Here is a 15,733-nt window from a genome sequence, read left to right as displayed (position 1 = left end):
CTATTTCAGTATTTTCCCTGTTGCAATCTGCCATAGATAAAGATCCAGTATTCCAGGCGCAAGCCCGTAAACAGATGCTATTGAGTTGAAAACCCTCTCCTTTTCCAGGTAATCTTTTCTTGTCCCTAACTTAATATTATCAGTATAACCATAATCCTTCATTAGTTTTAGTATGTGCTTATCCAGTATTGCAAAATCAAATATGCCGATATTCCTCAGAAAATGTGAAGCTTCTTTATACCCAACACCTTTTATATTATTTACCAGGTATTCCCTCAGTGAAAAATGATCCATCCCTGCTATGAGTTTTTTGATGTTTTTCCTAACAGGCCTGGCACCCACAATATATGATGCCCTCTTATTATAGAATCTATATTTTGCAGCTTTTAATTCATCCCTCAGTTTTTCCTCCGGATAATCTATAAAGCCATTCATTATTGTTCTCTGGGTTCTTATTCCCATTTCAGCTGAGGTATTCGCAGTGAGTATGCAGAAGCATAGTTCAATGAATAAGGAATCATTTCTGGATTTTCCCATATTTATAAAATCTATGGCCCTTTCATTGATTTTTTTACCAAAAATAATTTTTGATTCCATTATTTTAATGGATAGTTCATCTTCTTTAATCATAAAAATGAAAAATATTTTTAATCCTTTTTGAAGGCTTCGTATGTTCTTTTGGCTCTCTCAAGTCTCTTTTCCACGACCTTCCAGTCAACATTCTTCATGAATGCATCCAGGTATGGGGCCCTCTTGGCACCGTAGTCTGTGTAGTAAGCATGCTCGTACACATCTAGAGGAAGTATCATGAGTGCATTCCATATTGCTGATGCATTGTGTATATCTGCACCAAGCACTCTCAGTTTGCCTGTGTTAAGGTCAAATACAAGATGTGCCCATCCCCTGAATGCTGTTCCAACTGCCTTGAAAAGGGCAACAAAGTTTTCATAGCTTCCAAAATCTTTCTCTATAGCTGATTTAACTGATTCCGGCATTGCCACATGATCCTTGTTCAATGACTCAAAATAGTATTCATGAAGCATTGACCCATCATAATTGAATGTTTCTTCCAGTTTCATTTCCCTGAGGTCACTGTAATTCTGATTGGCTTTGGTCAGATCAACGCTGGGCAATTTTGACCATATTTCGTTGAGTTTTGCCACATATCCCTTATAATGGAAATCAAAGTGGTAGTCTATCTGCTTGTCTGATATGCCGTCCAATCCTCTAGGTCTTGCATTTTCCTTTACTTCCCATGTTTCTGTAGCCATATTTATCATATTGATATTAGCTTATCATTTAAAAATTTATTGAAATTCCTACAGCTTAAAAGTGGTATAATCCTCTCACAAATATCTGGGTCCCCTATTATTTAAGAGGTAAATTTAGACAGGAATGTGTATAGATTTAATCCATGAATTTAACAAAAATTAATAATCCCATCATGATACTGCAGGCATGATTCCTGTTGTATTGATCGGTGGCATCCCCGGTGTTGGCAAGACCAGTATTTCTGGATACATAGGCAGGGAATTCAATATCAATATCGTGCTGTCAGGAGACTACCTGAGGGAGTTTCTGAGACCATATGCAGAAAGTGGGCTTATGGAAGTAAGTGTTTACAGTGCATATTCCGCATTCGGTGAAAAAAATAATGAAAATATAATAAAAGGTTATGTAGAGCAGTCAAAATCTATGTATCCAGGAATTAATGCAATATTCAGGAGGGCATTAAGAAACGGTGAGCCACTTATACTGGAGACACTTTATTTCATTCCTGAAATGCTTGATGAGGATATCAGGGATAAAATAATAAAGATATATATACACATTTCAGACATGGATTTGCATAGTACAAGGTTAAAGGAAAGGATAAACTATACGCATCTGAATTCTCCCGGAGAAAGGCTTGTTGAGCAGCTTCCAGTCTACAGTGTAATGGAAAAATACTCTATGGAAAGATCTGGTAGCGATGTTTTGATTATAGACAACAAAAATTTTCATGAAACTGAAACTGCAATAAAGGAATATATAAAATCAATTATTGGTGGGAAAGTGCATTATTGATGTCATCCAGAATTTCTTCAGGTTCCTCTATGCCCACCGAGAGCCTTATAAAATGGTCATCCACTCCCAGTATTTTCAGTTCATCAGGTGTTAGAGACCTGTGAGACATTGTTTTGGGTATGGACGCTATGCTGTCAACCCCGCCCATAGTATTGGCCGGAATTATACGTTTTAAGTTCCCTATAAATTTCATGGCATCCATGCCAATTTCAAAGCACACTATTCCGGAATAGCCTTTCATATATTTAACGGCGGTATGGTAATCCCGGTGTTCTGAAAGCCCGGGGTAGATAACCCTTTTTATGTACTTATTGTCTTTAAGCCCTCTGGCAATTTTCATTGCATTTGAATTTATTTTTTCCATTCGTATATCAAGGGTTTTCATGCCTGTCTCTGTGAGAAATGCAGAATTTGGATCAAGTGTGGTTCCCAGCGTTCTTCTCATGGCGTCTATTTTTTCCATTAAATCTCTCCTTCCTGCCGCAAGACCGGAAATAACATTATTGTGGCCAGCAATAAACTTAGATGAGCTATGTATAACTATGTCTGCACCCAGTTTAATGGATTTAATATTATAAGGAGTCGGAACAGTGGAATCAACAATAAGCAGTGAACCCACCTCATTGCAGCGTTCGGATATGGCTTTTATATCATTTACCCTTAATATTGGATTTGTAACGCTTTCAATAAAAACAATTTTTGTATCCTTCTTTATAGAACTTAAAATATTCTCTGTGCCTGGTATGGACACATCTGACCTTACTCCCCATCTACCCATGAATTCCTTTATGAAATGGTATGATCTGGCAAATGTGTCAAGATGCGTAAGTATTCTATCGCCTGGCTGAGAAAGTGCCAGCAACGTTGTTGTTATTGCCCCCATGCCTGACGAAAATACATTATAATCCTCAGATCCTTCTATACGCATTATCTCCCTTCCAAGATTTTCCACGGTGGGGTTGTATTCTCTAGTATACCGGTATTTTTCACCCTCTGGGACAATATATGAGCTTGTCTGGTATATTGGAAATGTAACCGGTTTTGCATATATATTCTCAATACCGTCATTAATCATTATAATCCTCCAGGATTGCTGTTTCCCTGATACTGTATCTTAAATTATATGAACCCATTATTTTTTGTACATCAGATAAAATTTCATCCTTTTTTGTATTCAGGTCTGTGAATATCAGTATAGATGGCCCAGCACCGCTAACGCATGTTGATATTGCATTTCCATCAATGGCCTTATTTCTTATGTCACTATAAAATGGGAACATGGATTCCCTGGACCTTTCAACTATGTCATCCATCATGCCTTCCCGTATGGCATCGCGGTCTCCCTTCATGAATCCATAAAGCATGGTGGAAATCCTCGATGCATGCAGTACATGATCGGCCATGCTGATCCTATCTGGGACCATTGACCTTGCCTGCTGCGTTTTTTTCTTTATGCTTGACTCCGGTATTATAAGAAGTAGCTTCATATCGTAATTTATATTTATCTTCCTTACCCTAACCGGGGAGGCTGAACTTATAAGCGTCAGGCCACCATATATCCCGGATGATACGTTGTCGGGATGTGCTGAACCACAGGCTGCTATTTCCCCGTACATAGAATAGTATACCATTTCATCAGGACTCATATTAAGTTCAAGCAATTCGTTCACTGCCTTTACTGCTGCAGATGAGGATGCCCCGCTGCTCCCCAGCCCAAGCCCAATAGGAACACCCTTTGTAATTTTGATTTCAAGGCCTTCATTTATGCCCTCATCCTCCAGAATCTTCATAACCCCAAGTCCTGCAGAATTGTTTTCAGGCTTCTCTGGAGTGGAATCTGATATGATCTTTATGCCGGATTTTCCTGTTTTTTTTACTGTTACAGAATCAAAAAATGCCATATGGGCCAATGATAGTATGTCATATCCAGGCCCGAGGTTTGCCGATGAGGAATAACTGCGCTTTGTAACTTCCATAGTGATAGCATGAATTCATAAAATAAATTAATTATCTAATGTAATATGATTCCAGGTAATAAAGACATAAACTATCCATTCTCAGTCCCTTTCACTCCATAATAAAGGCATATCAATATTTTAAAATACTATTTAGTAAATATAGGGACATGAAACCAAATGAAGGAATCACTCTCAGGGTTGCTGAGGCGAATGCGGTCGATCCTGGTATGGCCAGAGTTAGACTTGATGAAATATCCCGATTAGATCTTGATGTTGAAATAGGGGACGTTGTGTCCATTGAAAAGGTGAGATCAACCGTAGGAAGGGTATTTCGGTCCAGGCCAGAGGACGAAAATAAGGGTATTGTAAGAATAGACAGTGTTATGAGAAACAACTGTGGGGCATCTATAGGAGACAAGGTAAAGGTAAAAAAGGTTGAGGTTGAGGAGGCAAAGAAGGTTATCCTTGCACCAATTATAAGGAAGGATCAGAAATTGAGGTTCGGTGAGGGCATAGATGATTTTGTTCAGAAAGCTTTAATCAGAAGGCCACTGATAGAACAGGACAGCATAAGCGTTCCTGGATTAACTCTCGCAGGCCATACAGGACTTCTCTTCAAGGTAATAAAAACAATTCCGAGCAAGATTCCTGTGGAGGTTGGAGAGGAAACCAGAGTGGAAATAAGGGAGGATCCGGCATCTGAAGTTCTTGAGGAGGTAACAAAGGTTAGCTACGAGGATATAGGTGGGCTTTCGGATCAGCTGGGCAAAATAAGGGAAATCATAGAACTCCCACTGAAACATCCTGAGCTTTTCGAGCGGCTTGGAATAACACCACCCAAGGGAGTCCTGCTCAATGGTCCACCAGGAACAGGAAAAACACTCATAGCAAAGGCTGTTGCCAACGAAAGCGGAGCCAATTTTTATGCTATCAATGGCCCGGAAATAATGAGCAAATATTACGGACAGAGCGAGCAAAAATTGAGGGAAATATTCCAGAAGGCAGATGAATCTGAACCATCCATAATATTCATAGATGAAATTGATTCCATTGCGCCTAAAAGAGAGGATGTCCAGGGAGAGGTTGAGAGAAGGGTTGTTGCCCAGCTTTTGACATTAATGGATGGGTTAAAAGACCGTGGACATGTTATAGTAATAGGCGCAACAAACAGGCTTGATGCTGTTGATCCGGCACTTAGAAGGCCTGGGAGATTTGACAGGGAAATAGTAATAGGGGTTCCAGATAAAAAGGGAAGGATGGAGATACTGGCCATCCATACAAGAGGAATGCCACTGGGAATGGATGATGAAAAACAGAGCGAATTCTTCAGCAGAATAGCAGATATAACATATGGTTTCGTTGGGGCTGACCTGGCGGCACTTACCAGGGAATCAGCAATGAACGCATTGAGGCGTTATCTTCCAGAAATCGATCTTGATAAGCCCATTCCAACAGATGTCCTGGAAAAAATGATCGTGACAGAGGATGATTTCATGGAGGCACTGAAAACTATTGAACCCAGCAGCTTAAGAGAGGTGACAGTGGAGGTCCCGAACATAAAGTGGTCAGATATAGGGGGCCTTGAATCTGTAAAATCAGAGCTGAGGGAGGCAGTTGAACTTCCGTTGCTGAAACCTGATGTATTTAAAAGGCTGGGAATCAGGGCACCAAAAGGATTCCTTCTTTACGGCCCACCGGGAACAGGAAAAACACTTCTGGCCAAGGCTGTTGCCAACGAAAGCAATGCAAACTTCATATCTGTTAAGGGCCCGGAGGTACTTTCAAAATGGGTTGGAGAAAGCGAGAAGGCCGTCAGGGAAATATTCAAGAAGGCAAAACAGGTTTCACCTGCCATAATATTCATGGATGAAATAGATTCAATAGCACCAAGAAGAGGGGCTTCCATGGATTCTGGGGTTACAGAGAGGATTGTTAACCAGCTTTTAACCTCCATGGATGGCATTGAGGTCCTGAACGGCGTAGTTGTCATAGCTGCAACAAACCGTCCAGACATAATAGACCCTGCACTGCTGAGGGCTGGCAGATTTGATAAAATTATATACATACCACCACCAGAAGAGGAGGGGAGATTGAAAATACTTGAGGTCCACACAAAGAATATGCCTCTGGCAAAAGATGTAAACCTTCAGGAAATAGCCAGAAGAACAGATGGCTATGTGGGTGCTGATCTGGAAAACCTTTGCAGGGAAGCAGGCATGATGGCATACCGGGAAAATCCAGATGCCACAGAGGTTAACCAGGACGCATTTCTGAGGGCAATGAAATCTATAAGGCCATCAATAGATAAAAATGTGGTAAAGTTCTACAATGACCTGGCAGCCACGATGGGAAGGGATATAAGCGAGAAGAAGAAAACAGAGGACATGGGCTTATATCAGTAATCAATTTTTTATAAAAATATAACTCCCAGAACCTATTTTTTCATCAGAAATTTTTCTCAGCACTATTTTATCGTCCTTTCTGAATCCCAGCACTATTTTATCGTCCTTTTCCATTGCGGATACAAATTCCCTGTATGTCTTATTGATATAGCTCTCATCAATATCCTCCTCACCGATATTATTCCCGGCAAGAAGTTCGTTTATGAACTGTGGAATTCCGGGTATCATTATGGAGGAATATATCAGCATGGAAGACACATCTCCTTTTATTACAATATCGTCCATAAAGCCTGAAGCATGTATACGGCTATCCGGGTTCAGAATCTCTCCTATTATTCTTATTCTGGGATTCAATTTCCTTATTATCATGGCCGATAAAATTGTTTCAGCATCCATTGCCATCTGATCCCTGTCCTCCTCCCTGGAGAATATAATCACAGAGGATGCCTTTTTTATCCCCGCCTTTATAAGGTCATTTTCCCTTAAAAAACTCCCCTTGACGAAGGTATATTCATTATCGCCTTTAACCTCATTCTCATTAAGGATTACTATATCTATGCCATCATTCTTTATTTTGTCAAGAACCTTTTTCGTGCTTTCATTGTAATTGCACAGGATTATATGCTTTTTTTCAGTGGCCATTCTATCACCTAGTTTTGAAGACAATCTTATATCTATGAGCATGCTGGTTATCCCTGCTGTAAGGTATCCAAGGGAACCTATGCCCACCACCATTATAACCATTCCATTTGTCCTTCCTAAAAGCCCGTAAACAGGAGTATCACCGTAACCCACGGTTGTAATTGTCTGCATTGTCCACCATAAACTGGTGAATAAGTTATGGATGCCACTTGAGGGTACTGGATTTTCAATATAAAACTCGCTGAATACTGAATAAATTATAACAGCTACGGATAAAATAGAAGCCTTTATTATGTGGTTTCTCGAATACTTCCTAAATTTTTTGAAAAAGAGGAAGAATGGATTCACCGTCTTTTATGGCAAATTTATATTTATTATTTTTTGAAGTGTATTGTGTACCCAGGTTTTAAGGTTTACCGGTCTATTACATGCTGATCTGATTTTCCGGGACATACCTGAGTATACCTGCAACTCCACCGAAAGCCGTTTTCAACAGCCTTCCCTCGTCACTGTCCTCTGATACCATCTCAACCTTTGTTCCAGCCTCTTCAGCCATTTTATAAAGGTCTTCTATGAAATCGTCCTCCTTTTCAAAGTTCATGGGTGTGCCATCATTATCGCATACCGGCTGTTCAGTGGGTTCAGACGTAAATGTTTTCTCCATATTGCATGTGGGGCATCGGTAAAAGTATTTCCTTTTCCTTATGCTATCTGACACTATAAGCAGTTCAAGGTTCTTCATTTTCAGGGCATTCACTATTGCCTCCTCACCGTATACACCCAGTCCGCCATCAGATTTTTTTATTTCCCTGAGAAATCTATTTATTATGTCCTTTTCACGTGTAATACGCATGTCTTTTATTGATTCTGATGCCTTTTCCACAAGCTCTCGCAGCCCTGATTCATCAGTATATCCTATATCAAAAAGATCCTTTATTTTTTCCTTCACTTCATTTCTGAGATAATCCTTTTCAATAAAATACTCCTTGGTTGCCCCGGGACCACCAACAAATATGGTGATTATATCCTTTATCACTGGCATGAATGTGCTGTTTGCTATATCTCCCATTTTTTTGAAGAACTCATTTGCTGCTATTTCTATAAGCCTCTCAAACCTTCGCGATGACTGCCCTCCCTGCCTGTGCTTGCTCGGCACAAGAGAATACTCGTAATCCACAACCTCAATTTTTGTGCCCTTCAAGAATCCTATTGTGGATTCCTTTCGGTCTATTACAATAAGCCCGTACAGTTCCTTTTCCCTGAGCTGGTCAGTGAGCTGCTCCAGGTGAAAGCTGGAATCACATTTATAAAGGAAAGTCTGGATTGGCTGTGGCGGTTCTATAATTTTTGTGTACATCTCTGTCTGATCCCCTCGTGTTGCAACATGCCCCACAAAGAAGACCAGGCCATGCTCAGGTGGCTGTTTATAGTACTTTAATCGGGACATTATCGATTCTATCGCACCCAGTACATTCTTCCTGGTGGTTTTTGATTTTATGTTTGAAGATGTAGAGAACTCCTCCCTTAAATACTGTACAACATCAGAAATTTGCTTGTCGGGAGGAATATAAAGTGATATTAATTCCGTTCCACGCCCATGGAGTTCAGACAGCTCCTCCATGGCTTTTCTAAATTCGTAGCGTTTATAATCCTCGTCGTCCATTATAGAAAATTTTATAATAATATTTAACCTTAATGAAATCAAATGAATAGTGTTGTTATATCACTTGGCGGATCAATAATATCAAAGGATAGGCTTAATCTGGAACTAATGGAAAAATTTTCTGAAACAATGAAGCTTATTTCCACATACGATAAATTCGGGATAGTTGTAGGCGGCGGGAAGCTCGCAAGAACGTATATATCTGATTTAAAAAAATATAATGTCAATGACAACATACTGGATGAGATAGGCATAAATGCAACCAGAATAAATGCACTTGCCATGACAACCTTTTTTGATGACGTAAATTCAAAAATCCCCACAACAATCAACGATGCTGCAGAGATGATACATAATTACAGATATGTTGTCATGGGAGGCACAGAACCCGGGCATACAACAGATACTGTGTCAACCCTCCTTGCAGAGAGAATAGGATCAAAAATACTTATAAACGCAACCTCTGTTGACGGGGTATACTCTGCAGATCCAAAGACAGACCCTGATGCGATAAAATACTCAGAATTATCATATAATGATGCTATTTCCCTTTCCATACAGAACTCAACTGGAGCCGGAACAAACGTTTTTATGGACATAACATCCCTGACCATAGCCAAAAGGGCAGGAATAAAAATATTCGTGGTAAACGGTTTTAACTTAAACGAGTATAAAGATATTCTTTATAATAAAAAATGTGATGGGACAGTGATTCACTGATTATTCCCGTATTTCCTTGTTTGATACAACGTATGTTATGACCAGCATAAAAACGGTCAGCGCCAGCAGCCCCATCATATAGACAAGTACGGTGTGTGCCTGCCCCGAGTTAAGAGTTCCGTTTATAATAACCATCCTTATGGACTGTGCAGACCACGATACTGGGTTGTACCTTGCAACATGCTCCAGCCATCCAGCCATCAGGTCCGGGGGAAACATTGCAAAGCTTGCAAACATAAGAGGGAGGTTGATCAGGTTTACTATTCCGAATACTGATTCCATCTTTGTGGTACGAACTGCAATAATGCTGAAAAGCGATGAAAATATAAATGAAATCATAAGCACCGCAGAAACTATAACAACTATATCCAGAGCGTCTATGCCGTGCTGAAGCTTGAGCCCGTCCGGTATAAGGAAGGCAACTATAAACAGTATAACTATCTGGACAAGGATCCTCACAACGGATGAAAGTATCCTGGAGAATACTATGGATGCCCTGTTAATTGGTGCTATCAGGAATCTCTGGAGTATTCCCAGCCTCCTGTCCCATATTATATTGACACCGGAGAACATGCCGGTGAAAAGTCCGATTATGGTGAGTATTCCGCCCATAAGATATGTAATATAATCCGGGGCACCCTCGAAGAAAGCCGAAGAAGCAGCCCCCCCGAATTTGGCTATATCAAAGGCACTGCCGAAAAGAACAATCCAGAATATAGGTTGGATAACCCCAACCACAGCTGAAACCGGATTTCTGTACCATCTTTTTAAATCCCTTACAGTAAGGGGAATCAAACCGCCCATCTTTATCTCCTCGTCATCATTAATTTAGCATAGTCAACATTGCCCGCCTCGGAGTCAATGTTCCTTCCTGTATACTCTATAAAAACCTCGTCCAGTGATGGTTTCCTTATATTGATCGATTCTGGTGAAATACCGTGTCCAGAAAGGAACTTCATCAATTTGGGGAGCACCTCATCTGAATTATTGACCTTCATCCTTATATCTCCAGTTTCCATGCGTTTTATTTCTATTGCCTCCGGGAAACCCTGAAGCACTTCATACTCTTTATTAGATTTAACCCTCAGGGTAATTATATCTCCCTTGAGGCTCTTCTTTAACTCATCAGATGTTCCGGATATCACAATTTTACCGTGATCTATAATTGAAAGTTCATTGGCCAGCGCATCCACCTCATCCAGATAGTGTGAGGTAAGTATTATGGTGATTCCGAACTCTTTCTGTACTGCCCTTATATATTTCCACAGGTGTTCCCTGGTTGTTACATCAAGTCCGAGGGTAGGCTCATCAAGAAACAGGACTTCAGGAGTATTCATTAGCCCGCAGGCAAGTTCCAGCCTTTTTCTCATACCACCAGAATAATTTTCAGCATGTCTATCCCTGACGTCGTAAAGATCCACCATATGAAGGAGAACATCTATTCTTTCAAGTGCCTCTTTCTTAGGTATATCATACAGATCGGCGATAAGCTTCAAATTTTCCCTCCCGCTCAAATCTCCATCCGTGGTAAGGTCCTGTGGAACAACCCCGGTTATCCTCCTGATTTTCATTGAATCGTCCATGAGGTCAAAGCCGGCAATTTTTGCAGAACCGGATGTTGGTTTCAGGCTTCCTGTAAGCATTTTTATCAGTGTTGATTTCCCTGCCCCATTCTGCCCCAGCAACCCGTATATTTCGCCTTTCTTAATTTTAAGGCTAACAGCATCCACTGCCTTAACCTTGCCGTTAAATATTTTTGTTAATTTATCTATCTCAATACTGTATTCCATTTTCTGTTCATCCCCTTTTTCTAACTTTCTCAGCAATATTGCCTATCTGTTCTATTATTTCATCCTGGTGCGATTTTATATATTCCTTGTCAGCCTCTTTGATGCTGTTGATCAAATCTTTTATGGCTTTTCTCAGGTTTCTGAAAAAGAGCTTGTTATCCATAAAGTTTGATGTGAGAATATCATAGTTTTCCTGGTTGTCTTTGCGGTATTTCTTCCCTGCCTCCGTTATTATAAACCCCTCCGGTGTTTTTTTTATGAATCCTGCCCGGATCAGGCGATCTATAGCCGGGTATATCATACCGGTGCTCGGTTTATAATCCATCTGGAATTTTAAAATAATGCCCTTAATTATTCTGTACGGTTTTTTAGGTTCTGTGGAGACCTGCTCCAGTATTAGCATATCAGATAGATGGTATTTCATCGCACTAATAATACATATATTGTATTTATATATATCTTTTTAAAAAAAGATATTATTTGATAAATAATAAATCTTTTTCAGTCCTTGATAATTTCGGTATTGTCTCATCAAGCTGTGAAACAAGGGAATCCCTCGTATGTTCATCACGTTTATTCATGAGCCGCATTGCATTTCCGATGGCAACGTGGTAACCATAAAAAATTTTTAAATTTTCATATTTATTTGTAAGCAGTTCACTTATTTTTGAAGATTGCATAACTCCTCCAACGCATCCGGTGTTAACAGGAATATCAAATTTTGTTTTCATGCCGTCTATCATAATTTCTATCTCCTTCGCTGCAAGTTCCATGACATTATTTGAAATTTGATCTCCTTCCATTGCAGCCCTGTCAACTATCATTGCCAGTGAAGCCATAATCCTCTTATTGAAATGCGACTCCATATCAGCAACAAGGTCACGTAATGGCAGTTTAAAGTAATCCTCAAATTTTTGAATAAGCGTGGTTTTTTCAATGAAGCCATCATAGCTCTTTTCTGCCATTTCCAGCCCCTTTCTGGCAATCCAGTACCCTGAAGCAGCATCATCAGTCAGGTAGCTCCATCCTCCGACCCTGTGCAGCACTCCGTCTTTAATATATGCGCCAACAGACCCGGTGCCTACTGCAGTTACTATTCCATCATTGCCCATTGTGACTAGATATGCAGCAGCCCCCCCATCGTTTGTTATTACAGGATTTGCAGGAGACAGCTTATCTATTGATTCTATTATAGAATTGATTTCTGCCGTCGCAGCTATGGAATCTCCGTATCCAGCTATCCCGTAAATGGAATCAGAAATCTGAACCATTCCGGCCATCTTTTCTGCGTTTTTTATGGCCTTGAGTATATTTTTTCTGGAGGTAACAGCAGTAACACTCCTTACATTGCTGGGTCCTGAAACTCCGGCCCCCATTAATTTTCCAGAATTTTCATCAACTATTATTGCGACTGTTTTAGTACCTCCCCCATCCACTGCCAGTATCATGGTTCATGTAATAAAAACTGGTTAAAATCCTTTTTTCTAGAATCAGAATAGTGTTAATACGAAATTAGTAAAAATAATACGAAAATTTTATTTATTTGTTTTTAATATACTTTTGATAATATGGCTATAAAGGCAGGAATATTAGATTCAACATTAAGGGAAGGGGAACAAACTCCGGGTGTGCTTTTCAACAGAAGGCAGAGGGTGGAAATTGCCAGAATGCTTTCAGATGCTAAAGTGGCCATGATAGAGGCGGGGCATCCACTGGTGTCAGAGGATATATACTCTGCAATAAAGGAGATCATGGATTTGAAAGCATCCGGTATTATCAAATCAGAAATAATCGCGCACAGCAGGGCTGTGGCTTCAGATGTTGATTCAGCAGCATCCTTGAACGTGGATAGAATTGCTATTTTTTACGGGGTTAGTGACATGCATTTACGCTACAAAACGCATAAAAGCAAGACTGAGGCCATGGACATTATTTATGATTCAATAAGCTATGCAGCCTCTACAGGTATTCCTGTAAGGTTTACAGCGGAGGATGCATCCAGAACAGATATAAATTTTCTCAGAAACATTATAAAAACTGCTGTGGAGGCAGGTGCTGACAGGGTGTCAATTGCGGATACACTGGGAGTTCTTACCCCGGAAAAAACAAGATTCATTTTCAATAACATCTCTGATATAAATGGCGTTGAATACGATTTCCACGGGCATAATGATATGGGGATGGCCCCTGCAAACGGCCTTGCAGCGCTGGAATCTGGCGCAAGCATAGTCCACACTACTGTCAATGGCCTCGGAGAGAGGGTAGGCATAATACCCACCCAGGTCATGGCCGTGCTTATGAAGTACCATATGAATATAGATGCGGCAAATCTGTTAATGATGAAAACTATCTCCAGGAAAGTTGAAGAATACAGCGGCATAAAACTGCCTCCAAATTATGCTATTACAGGCGACTACGCTTTTACCCACAAGTCAGGGGTACACGTGGATGGAATAATCAGCAATGCCAGCACATATGAATTTATGGATCCGGCGATGCTGGGCATGCAGCGTTCCTTTACAATTGATAAATATTCAGGAAAACACGCACTTCGTGAAAAACTCAGGGCAATGGGCATTAATCTAAACGACAGTGGGCTATCAAAAATTCTGGCCCAAATAAAGAACAACAACATGGTTTATTCGGATGAGGACCTTAAATCAATTATAAGCTCATTAAACACACAATGAAATAATTTTCTGGCTTATAAATCTCCACCAGCCAGACGCATCATTTGACCTTCTAAGGGCAGAAATTACCAAGTGCCATATTATATCTCCGTCACGTGATAATTATTACCTACGAATTTAACGTTTTACTTCATGGCTCATGGGATTGGGCCTCCCAGCATTAATGTCAGATAAAGCGATAACAGGGTCATAAAAAGCACGGGGACGGCCAGTATAAACCCGGTTTTCATGTAATATGCCACGGAAATTTTGATTGCATTTTTTCTTTCCAGGGTATAAATCCACAGTAGAGTTGCCAGTGAACCGATTGGGGTGAACTTGGGGCCAATATCATTTCCTATAATATTTGCATACATAAGGGCTCCGGGGTGTACAAGGCCGGATATCGCTATATCCCCGATCATAACAGATGGCAGGTTATTCATGAAGGTGGCATTTAATGCAAAGAAAAATCCACTGAAAATTACCGGCAGAGGTCCTGGAAACATGGTAAAGTAATTCAGTATGCTAATATATACTCCATCAAGACCATTATTACTCACACCGAATACTATTATATACATCCCCAGGGAGAAGAACACCACCTGCCAGGGTGCAATTTTGACCACATGATTCGCATCAATTTTCCCGCCGGTTCTTGCAAGCACATAAAAAAACACGGCAAATGGAATTGCTATAAATGAAATTGGTACATCCACGAATCCTGAAACGAAATACAGGATCATGAGCAATATTATAAGCGGAAAAGCAAGAGTAAATATCCTCCTGTCCTTTATAAATGACGATGGGTCAAAGTTCATGTCAATATGAAAATCCTTAACTATGGTTTTTCTGTAATACAGGTAGAGAACCAGTATGCTTGCAGCAATAGAAACGGCATCAGGAATCATCATGATTTCTGTGTATCTTGAAAAAGTAATATGGAAATAGCCGGCAGTGACCAGGTTTACAAGGTTGCTCACTATAAATGGAATGCTGGATGTGTCTGCAATGAAGCCTGTTGCCATTATGAAGGGCAGGATCCTGTCTCTTGGGGTGCCTGATCTGTAGAGTATGGAATAGACAATAGGCGTGAGTATAAGCGCTGTTCCGTCATTGGCAAAAACAGCGGATATAAGTGATCCAAGAAGTATTATCAGGATAAAGAGCTTTTTTCCACCTCCCCTGGAATATACTGCGATTTTGTATGCTATGTATTCAAAAAATCCTGCCTCATCAAGTATCAGAGAGATGATAATTACAGCTATGAATGTGAATGTCGCATTCCATACTATATCCCACACCTGTATTATATCTCTTAATGTTGAAATACCCAGAACCAGTGTGACGGCAGCACCGGCCATTGCTGAATATCCGATTCCGATATTTCTGGGTTTGATGAGAACCATCAGAAGTGTAACTGCAAAAATAAGCAGGGAAAGGTAAAATAATAATGTCATTAATCATTCTCTTTACATTCAACGCAGTTGCAAACATAGTCGATTTTATTCCCCGCCGATTCAACCACAGAAATAACCTCTTTTAAGGAATCACTGGATAATGAATATATTATACTTTTTCCTGATCTGTAGCTCAATGTTAAACCGTTCTCCCTTAACTCCTTTAATTTATGGGAAATGAGTGGTTGATCCATACCTGTTTTTTCAACTATTTCGCCAACAGCCATGTTTTGTATTGATAGCATCTTCAATATTTTAAGCCTTACTTCATCTGAAAGCATTTTATAAATATTCAGATCTGTGATTTTTTCCATTCAATACAAAATTAAAATTATATATAAATAATTATTCATATGTAAAAA

16 protein-coding genes are annotated in these 15,733 nt (G+C 40.0%); 4 read left to right on the top strand and 12 right to left on the bottom strand.

The window, feature by feature from the left end; all coding sequences use genetic code 11:
• On the bottom strand, positions 1–630 hold the full coding sequence (locus RE471_RS01320; RefSeq protein ID WP_309214969.1) for an N-glycosylase/DNA lyase: 630 nt from the start codon (positions 628–630) through the stop codon (positions 1–3).
• A 17-nt stretch (positions 631–647) separates the two neighbouring features.
• A complete protein-coding gene (locus RE471_RS01315; protein WP_309214968.1) occupies positions 648–1,280 on the bottom strand; it encodes a Fe-Mn family superoxide dismutase in 633 nt (210 codons plus the stop codon).
• Between the two features lie 178 nt (positions 1,281–1,458).
• Between RE471_RS01315 and RE471_RS01310 the strand changes: the two genes are divergently transcribed.
• The gene (locus tag RE471_RS01310) at positions 1,459–2,067 is read left to right on the top strand and encodes a mevalonate-3-phosphate 5-kinase (protein WP_309214967.1); all 609 of its coding nucleotides are present in this window, start codon (positions 1,459–1,461) and stop codon (positions 2,065–2,067) included.
• Here RE471_RS01310 and RE471_RS01305 read toward each other — a convergent pair.
• Both RE471_RS01305 and RE471_RS01300 read right to left on the bottom strand, forming a co-directional pair.
• A complete protein-coding gene (locus tag RE471_RS01305) occupies positions 2,042–3,142 on the bottom strand; it encodes an aminotransferase class V-fold PLP-dependent enzyme (protein ID WP_309214966.1) in 1,101 nt (366 codons plus the stop codon). The genes RE471_RS01310 and RE471_RS01305 overlap by 26 nt on opposite strands.
• On the bottom strand, positions 3,135–4,043 hold the full coding sequence (locus RE471_RS01300) for a homoserine kinase (protein ID WP_309214964.1): 909 nt from the start codon (positions 4,041–4,043) through the stop codon (positions 3,135–3,137). The genes RE471_RS01305 and RE471_RS01300 overlap by 8 nt, the downstream gene beginning before the upstream one ends.
• A 149-nt stretch (positions 4,044–4,192) precedes the next feature.
• On the opposite strand from RE471_RS01300, the gene vat reads away from it, so the two are divergent.
• Positions 4,193–6,427, top strand: coding sequence for a VCP-like ATPase (gene vat / locus RE471_RS01295; protein WP_309214963.1), 2,235 nt, complete (start codon positions 4,193–4,195; stop codon positions 6,425–6,427).
• On the opposite strand, the gene RE471_RS01290 is transcribed toward vat, so the two are convergent.
• On the bottom strand, positions 6,428–7,417 hold the full coding sequence (locus RE471_RS01290; RefSeq protein ID WP_309214962.1) for a potassium channel family protein: 990 nt from the start codon (positions 7,415–7,417) through the stop codon (positions 6,428–6,430).
• 76 nt (positions 7,418–7,493) lie between these two features.
• A complete protein-coding gene (prf1, locus tag RE471_RS01285; RefSeq protein ID WP_309214961.1) occupies positions 7,494–8,732 on the bottom strand; it encodes a peptide chain release factor aRF-1 in 1,239 nt (412 codons plus the stop codon).
• A 42-nt stretch (positions 8,733–8,774) separates the two neighbouring features.
• Between prf1 and pyrH the strand changes: the two genes are divergently transcribed.
• Positions 8,775–9,452 carry a UMP kinase gene (pyrH, locus tag RE471_RS01280; RefSeq protein ID WP_309214960.1) on the top strand — a complete coding sequence of 226 codons (678 nt, stop codon included), beginning with the start codon at positions 8,775–8,777 and terminating at the stop codon, positions 9,450–9,452.
• Here pyrH and RE471_RS01275 read toward each other — a convergent pair whose 3' ends face one another.
• From RE471_RS01275 to RE471_RS01260, 4 genes are read right to left on the bottom strand one after another with little or no spacing between them, the layout of a single operon-like run.
• The gene (locus RE471_RS01275; protein WP_309214959.1) at positions 9,453–10,256 is read right to left on the bottom strand and encodes an ABC transporter permease; all 804 of its coding nucleotides are present in this window, start codon (positions 10,254–10,256) and stop codon (positions 9,453–9,455) included.
• Between the two features lie 2 nt (positions 10,257–10,258).
• The gene (locus RE471_RS01270; protein ID WP_309214957.1) at positions 10,259–11,242 is read right to left on the bottom strand and encodes an ATP-binding cassette domain-containing protein; all 984 of its coding nucleotides are present in this window, start codon (positions 11,240–11,242) and stop codon (positions 10,259–10,261) included.
• Between the two features lie 7 nt (positions 11,243–11,249).
• The gene (locus RE471_RS01265; RefSeq protein ID WP_309214956.1) at positions 11,250–11,666 is read right to left on the bottom strand and encodes a PadR family transcriptional regulator; all 417 of its coding nucleotides are present in this window, start codon (positions 11,664–11,666) and stop codon (positions 11,250–11,252) included.
• Between the two features lie 52 nt (positions 11,667–11,718).
• Entirely contained in the window at positions 11,719–12,690 is a 972-nt protein-coding gene (locus tag RE471_RS01260; protein ID WP_309214955.1) for a BadF/BadG/BcrA/BcrD ATPase family protein, read from the bottom strand.
• 120 nt (positions 12,691–12,810) lie between these two features.
• Between RE471_RS01260 and lysS the strand changes: the two genes are divergently transcribed.
• Entirely contained in the window at positions 12,811–13,932 is a 1,122-nt protein-coding gene (gene lysS, locus RE471_RS01255; protein ID WP_309214953.1) for a homocitrate synthase, read from the top strand.
• A 137-nt stretch (positions 13,933–14,069) separates the two neighbouring features.
• Here lysS and arsB read toward each other — a convergent pair whose 3' ends face one another.
• Positions 14,070–15,371, bottom strand: coding sequence for an arsenical efflux pump membrane protein ArsB (gene arsB, locus RE471_RS01250; protein WP_309214952.1), 1,302 nt, complete (start codon positions 15,369–15,371; stop codon positions 14,070–14,072).
• Entirely contained in the window at positions 15,371–15,685 is a 315-nt protein-coding gene (locus tag RE471_RS01245; protein ID WP_309214951.1) for a metalloregulator ArsR/SmtB family transcription factor, read from the bottom strand. The genes arsB and RE471_RS01245 overlap by 1 nt, the downstream gene beginning before the upstream one ends.
• Positions 15,686–15,733: the final 48 nt, after the last annotated feature.

It is taken from the genome of Ferroplasma sp., assembly GCF_031200575.1.
Classification (GTDB): domain Archaea; phylum Thermoplasmatota; class Thermoplasmata; order Thermoplasmatales; family Thermoplasmataceae; genus Ferroplasma.
Note: the sequence above shows the minus strand (reverse complement) of the source record. Positions and strands in the feature narration are given on the sequence as shown.

What these genes read in the sequence shown, in the direction of transcription:
- RE471_RS01320 (WP_309214969.1), bottom strand. Translation starts at nt 630, where the DNA reads ATGATTAAAGAAGATGAACTATCCATTAAAATAATGGAATCAAAAATT.
- RE471_RS01315 (WP_309214968.1), bottom strand. Translation starts at nt 1,280, where the DNA reads ATGATAAATATGGCTACAGAAACATGGGAAGTAAAGGAAAATGCAAGA.
- RE471_RS01310 (WP_309214967.1), top strand. Translation starts at nt 1,459, where the DNA reads ATGATTCCTGTTGTATTGATCGGTGGCATCCCCGGTGTTGGCAAGACC.
- RE471_RS01305 (WP_309214966.1), bottom strand. Translation starts at nt 3,142, where the DNA reads ATGATTAATGACGGTATTGAGAATATATATGCAAAACCGGTTACATTT.
- RE471_RS01300 (WP_309214964.1), bottom strand. Translation starts at nt 4,043, where the DNA reads ATGGAAGTTACAAAGCGCAGTTATTCCTCATCGGCAAACCTCGGGCCT.
- vat (WP_309214963.1), top strand. Translation starts at nt 4,193, where the DNA reads ATGAAACCAAATGAAGGAATCACTCTCAGGGTTGCTGAGGCGAATGCG.
- prf1 (WP_309214961.1), bottom strand. Translation starts at nt 8,732, where the DNA reads ATGGACGACGAGGATTATAAACGCTACGAATTTAGAAAAGCCATGGAG.
- pyrH (WP_309214960.1), top strand. Translation starts at nt 8,775, where the DNA reads ATGAATAGTGTTGTTATATCACTTGGCGGATCAATAATATCAAAGGAT.
- RE471_RS01275 (WP_309214959.1), bottom strand. Translation starts at nt 10,256, where the DNA reads ATGGGCGGTTTGATTCCCCTTACTGTAAGGGATTTAAAAAGATGGTAC.
- RE471_RS01270 (WP_309214957.1), bottom strand. Translation starts at nt 11,242, where the DNA reads ATGGAATACAGTATTGAGATAGATAAATTAACAAAAATATTTAACGGC.
- RE471_RS01265 (WP_309214956.1), bottom strand. Translation starts at nt 11,666, where the DNA reads ATGAAATACCATCTATCTGATATGCTAATACTGGAGCAGGTCTCCACA.
- RE471_RS01260 (WP_309214955.1), bottom strand. Translation starts at nt 12,690, where the DNA reads ATGATACTGGCAGTGGATGGGGGAGGTACTAAAACAGTCGCAATAATA.
- lysS (WP_309214953.1), top strand. Translation starts at nt 12,811, where the DNA reads ATGGCTATAAAGGCAGGAATATTAGATTCAACATTAAGGGAAGGGGAA.
- arsB (WP_309214952.1), bottom strand. Translation starts at nt 15,371, where the DNA reads ATGACATTATTATTTTACCTTTCCCTGCTTATTTTTGCAGTTACACTT.
- RE471_RS01245 (WP_309214951.1), bottom strand. Translation starts at nt 15,685, where the DNA reads ATGGAAAAAATCACAGATCTGAATATTTATAAAATGCTTTCAGATGAA.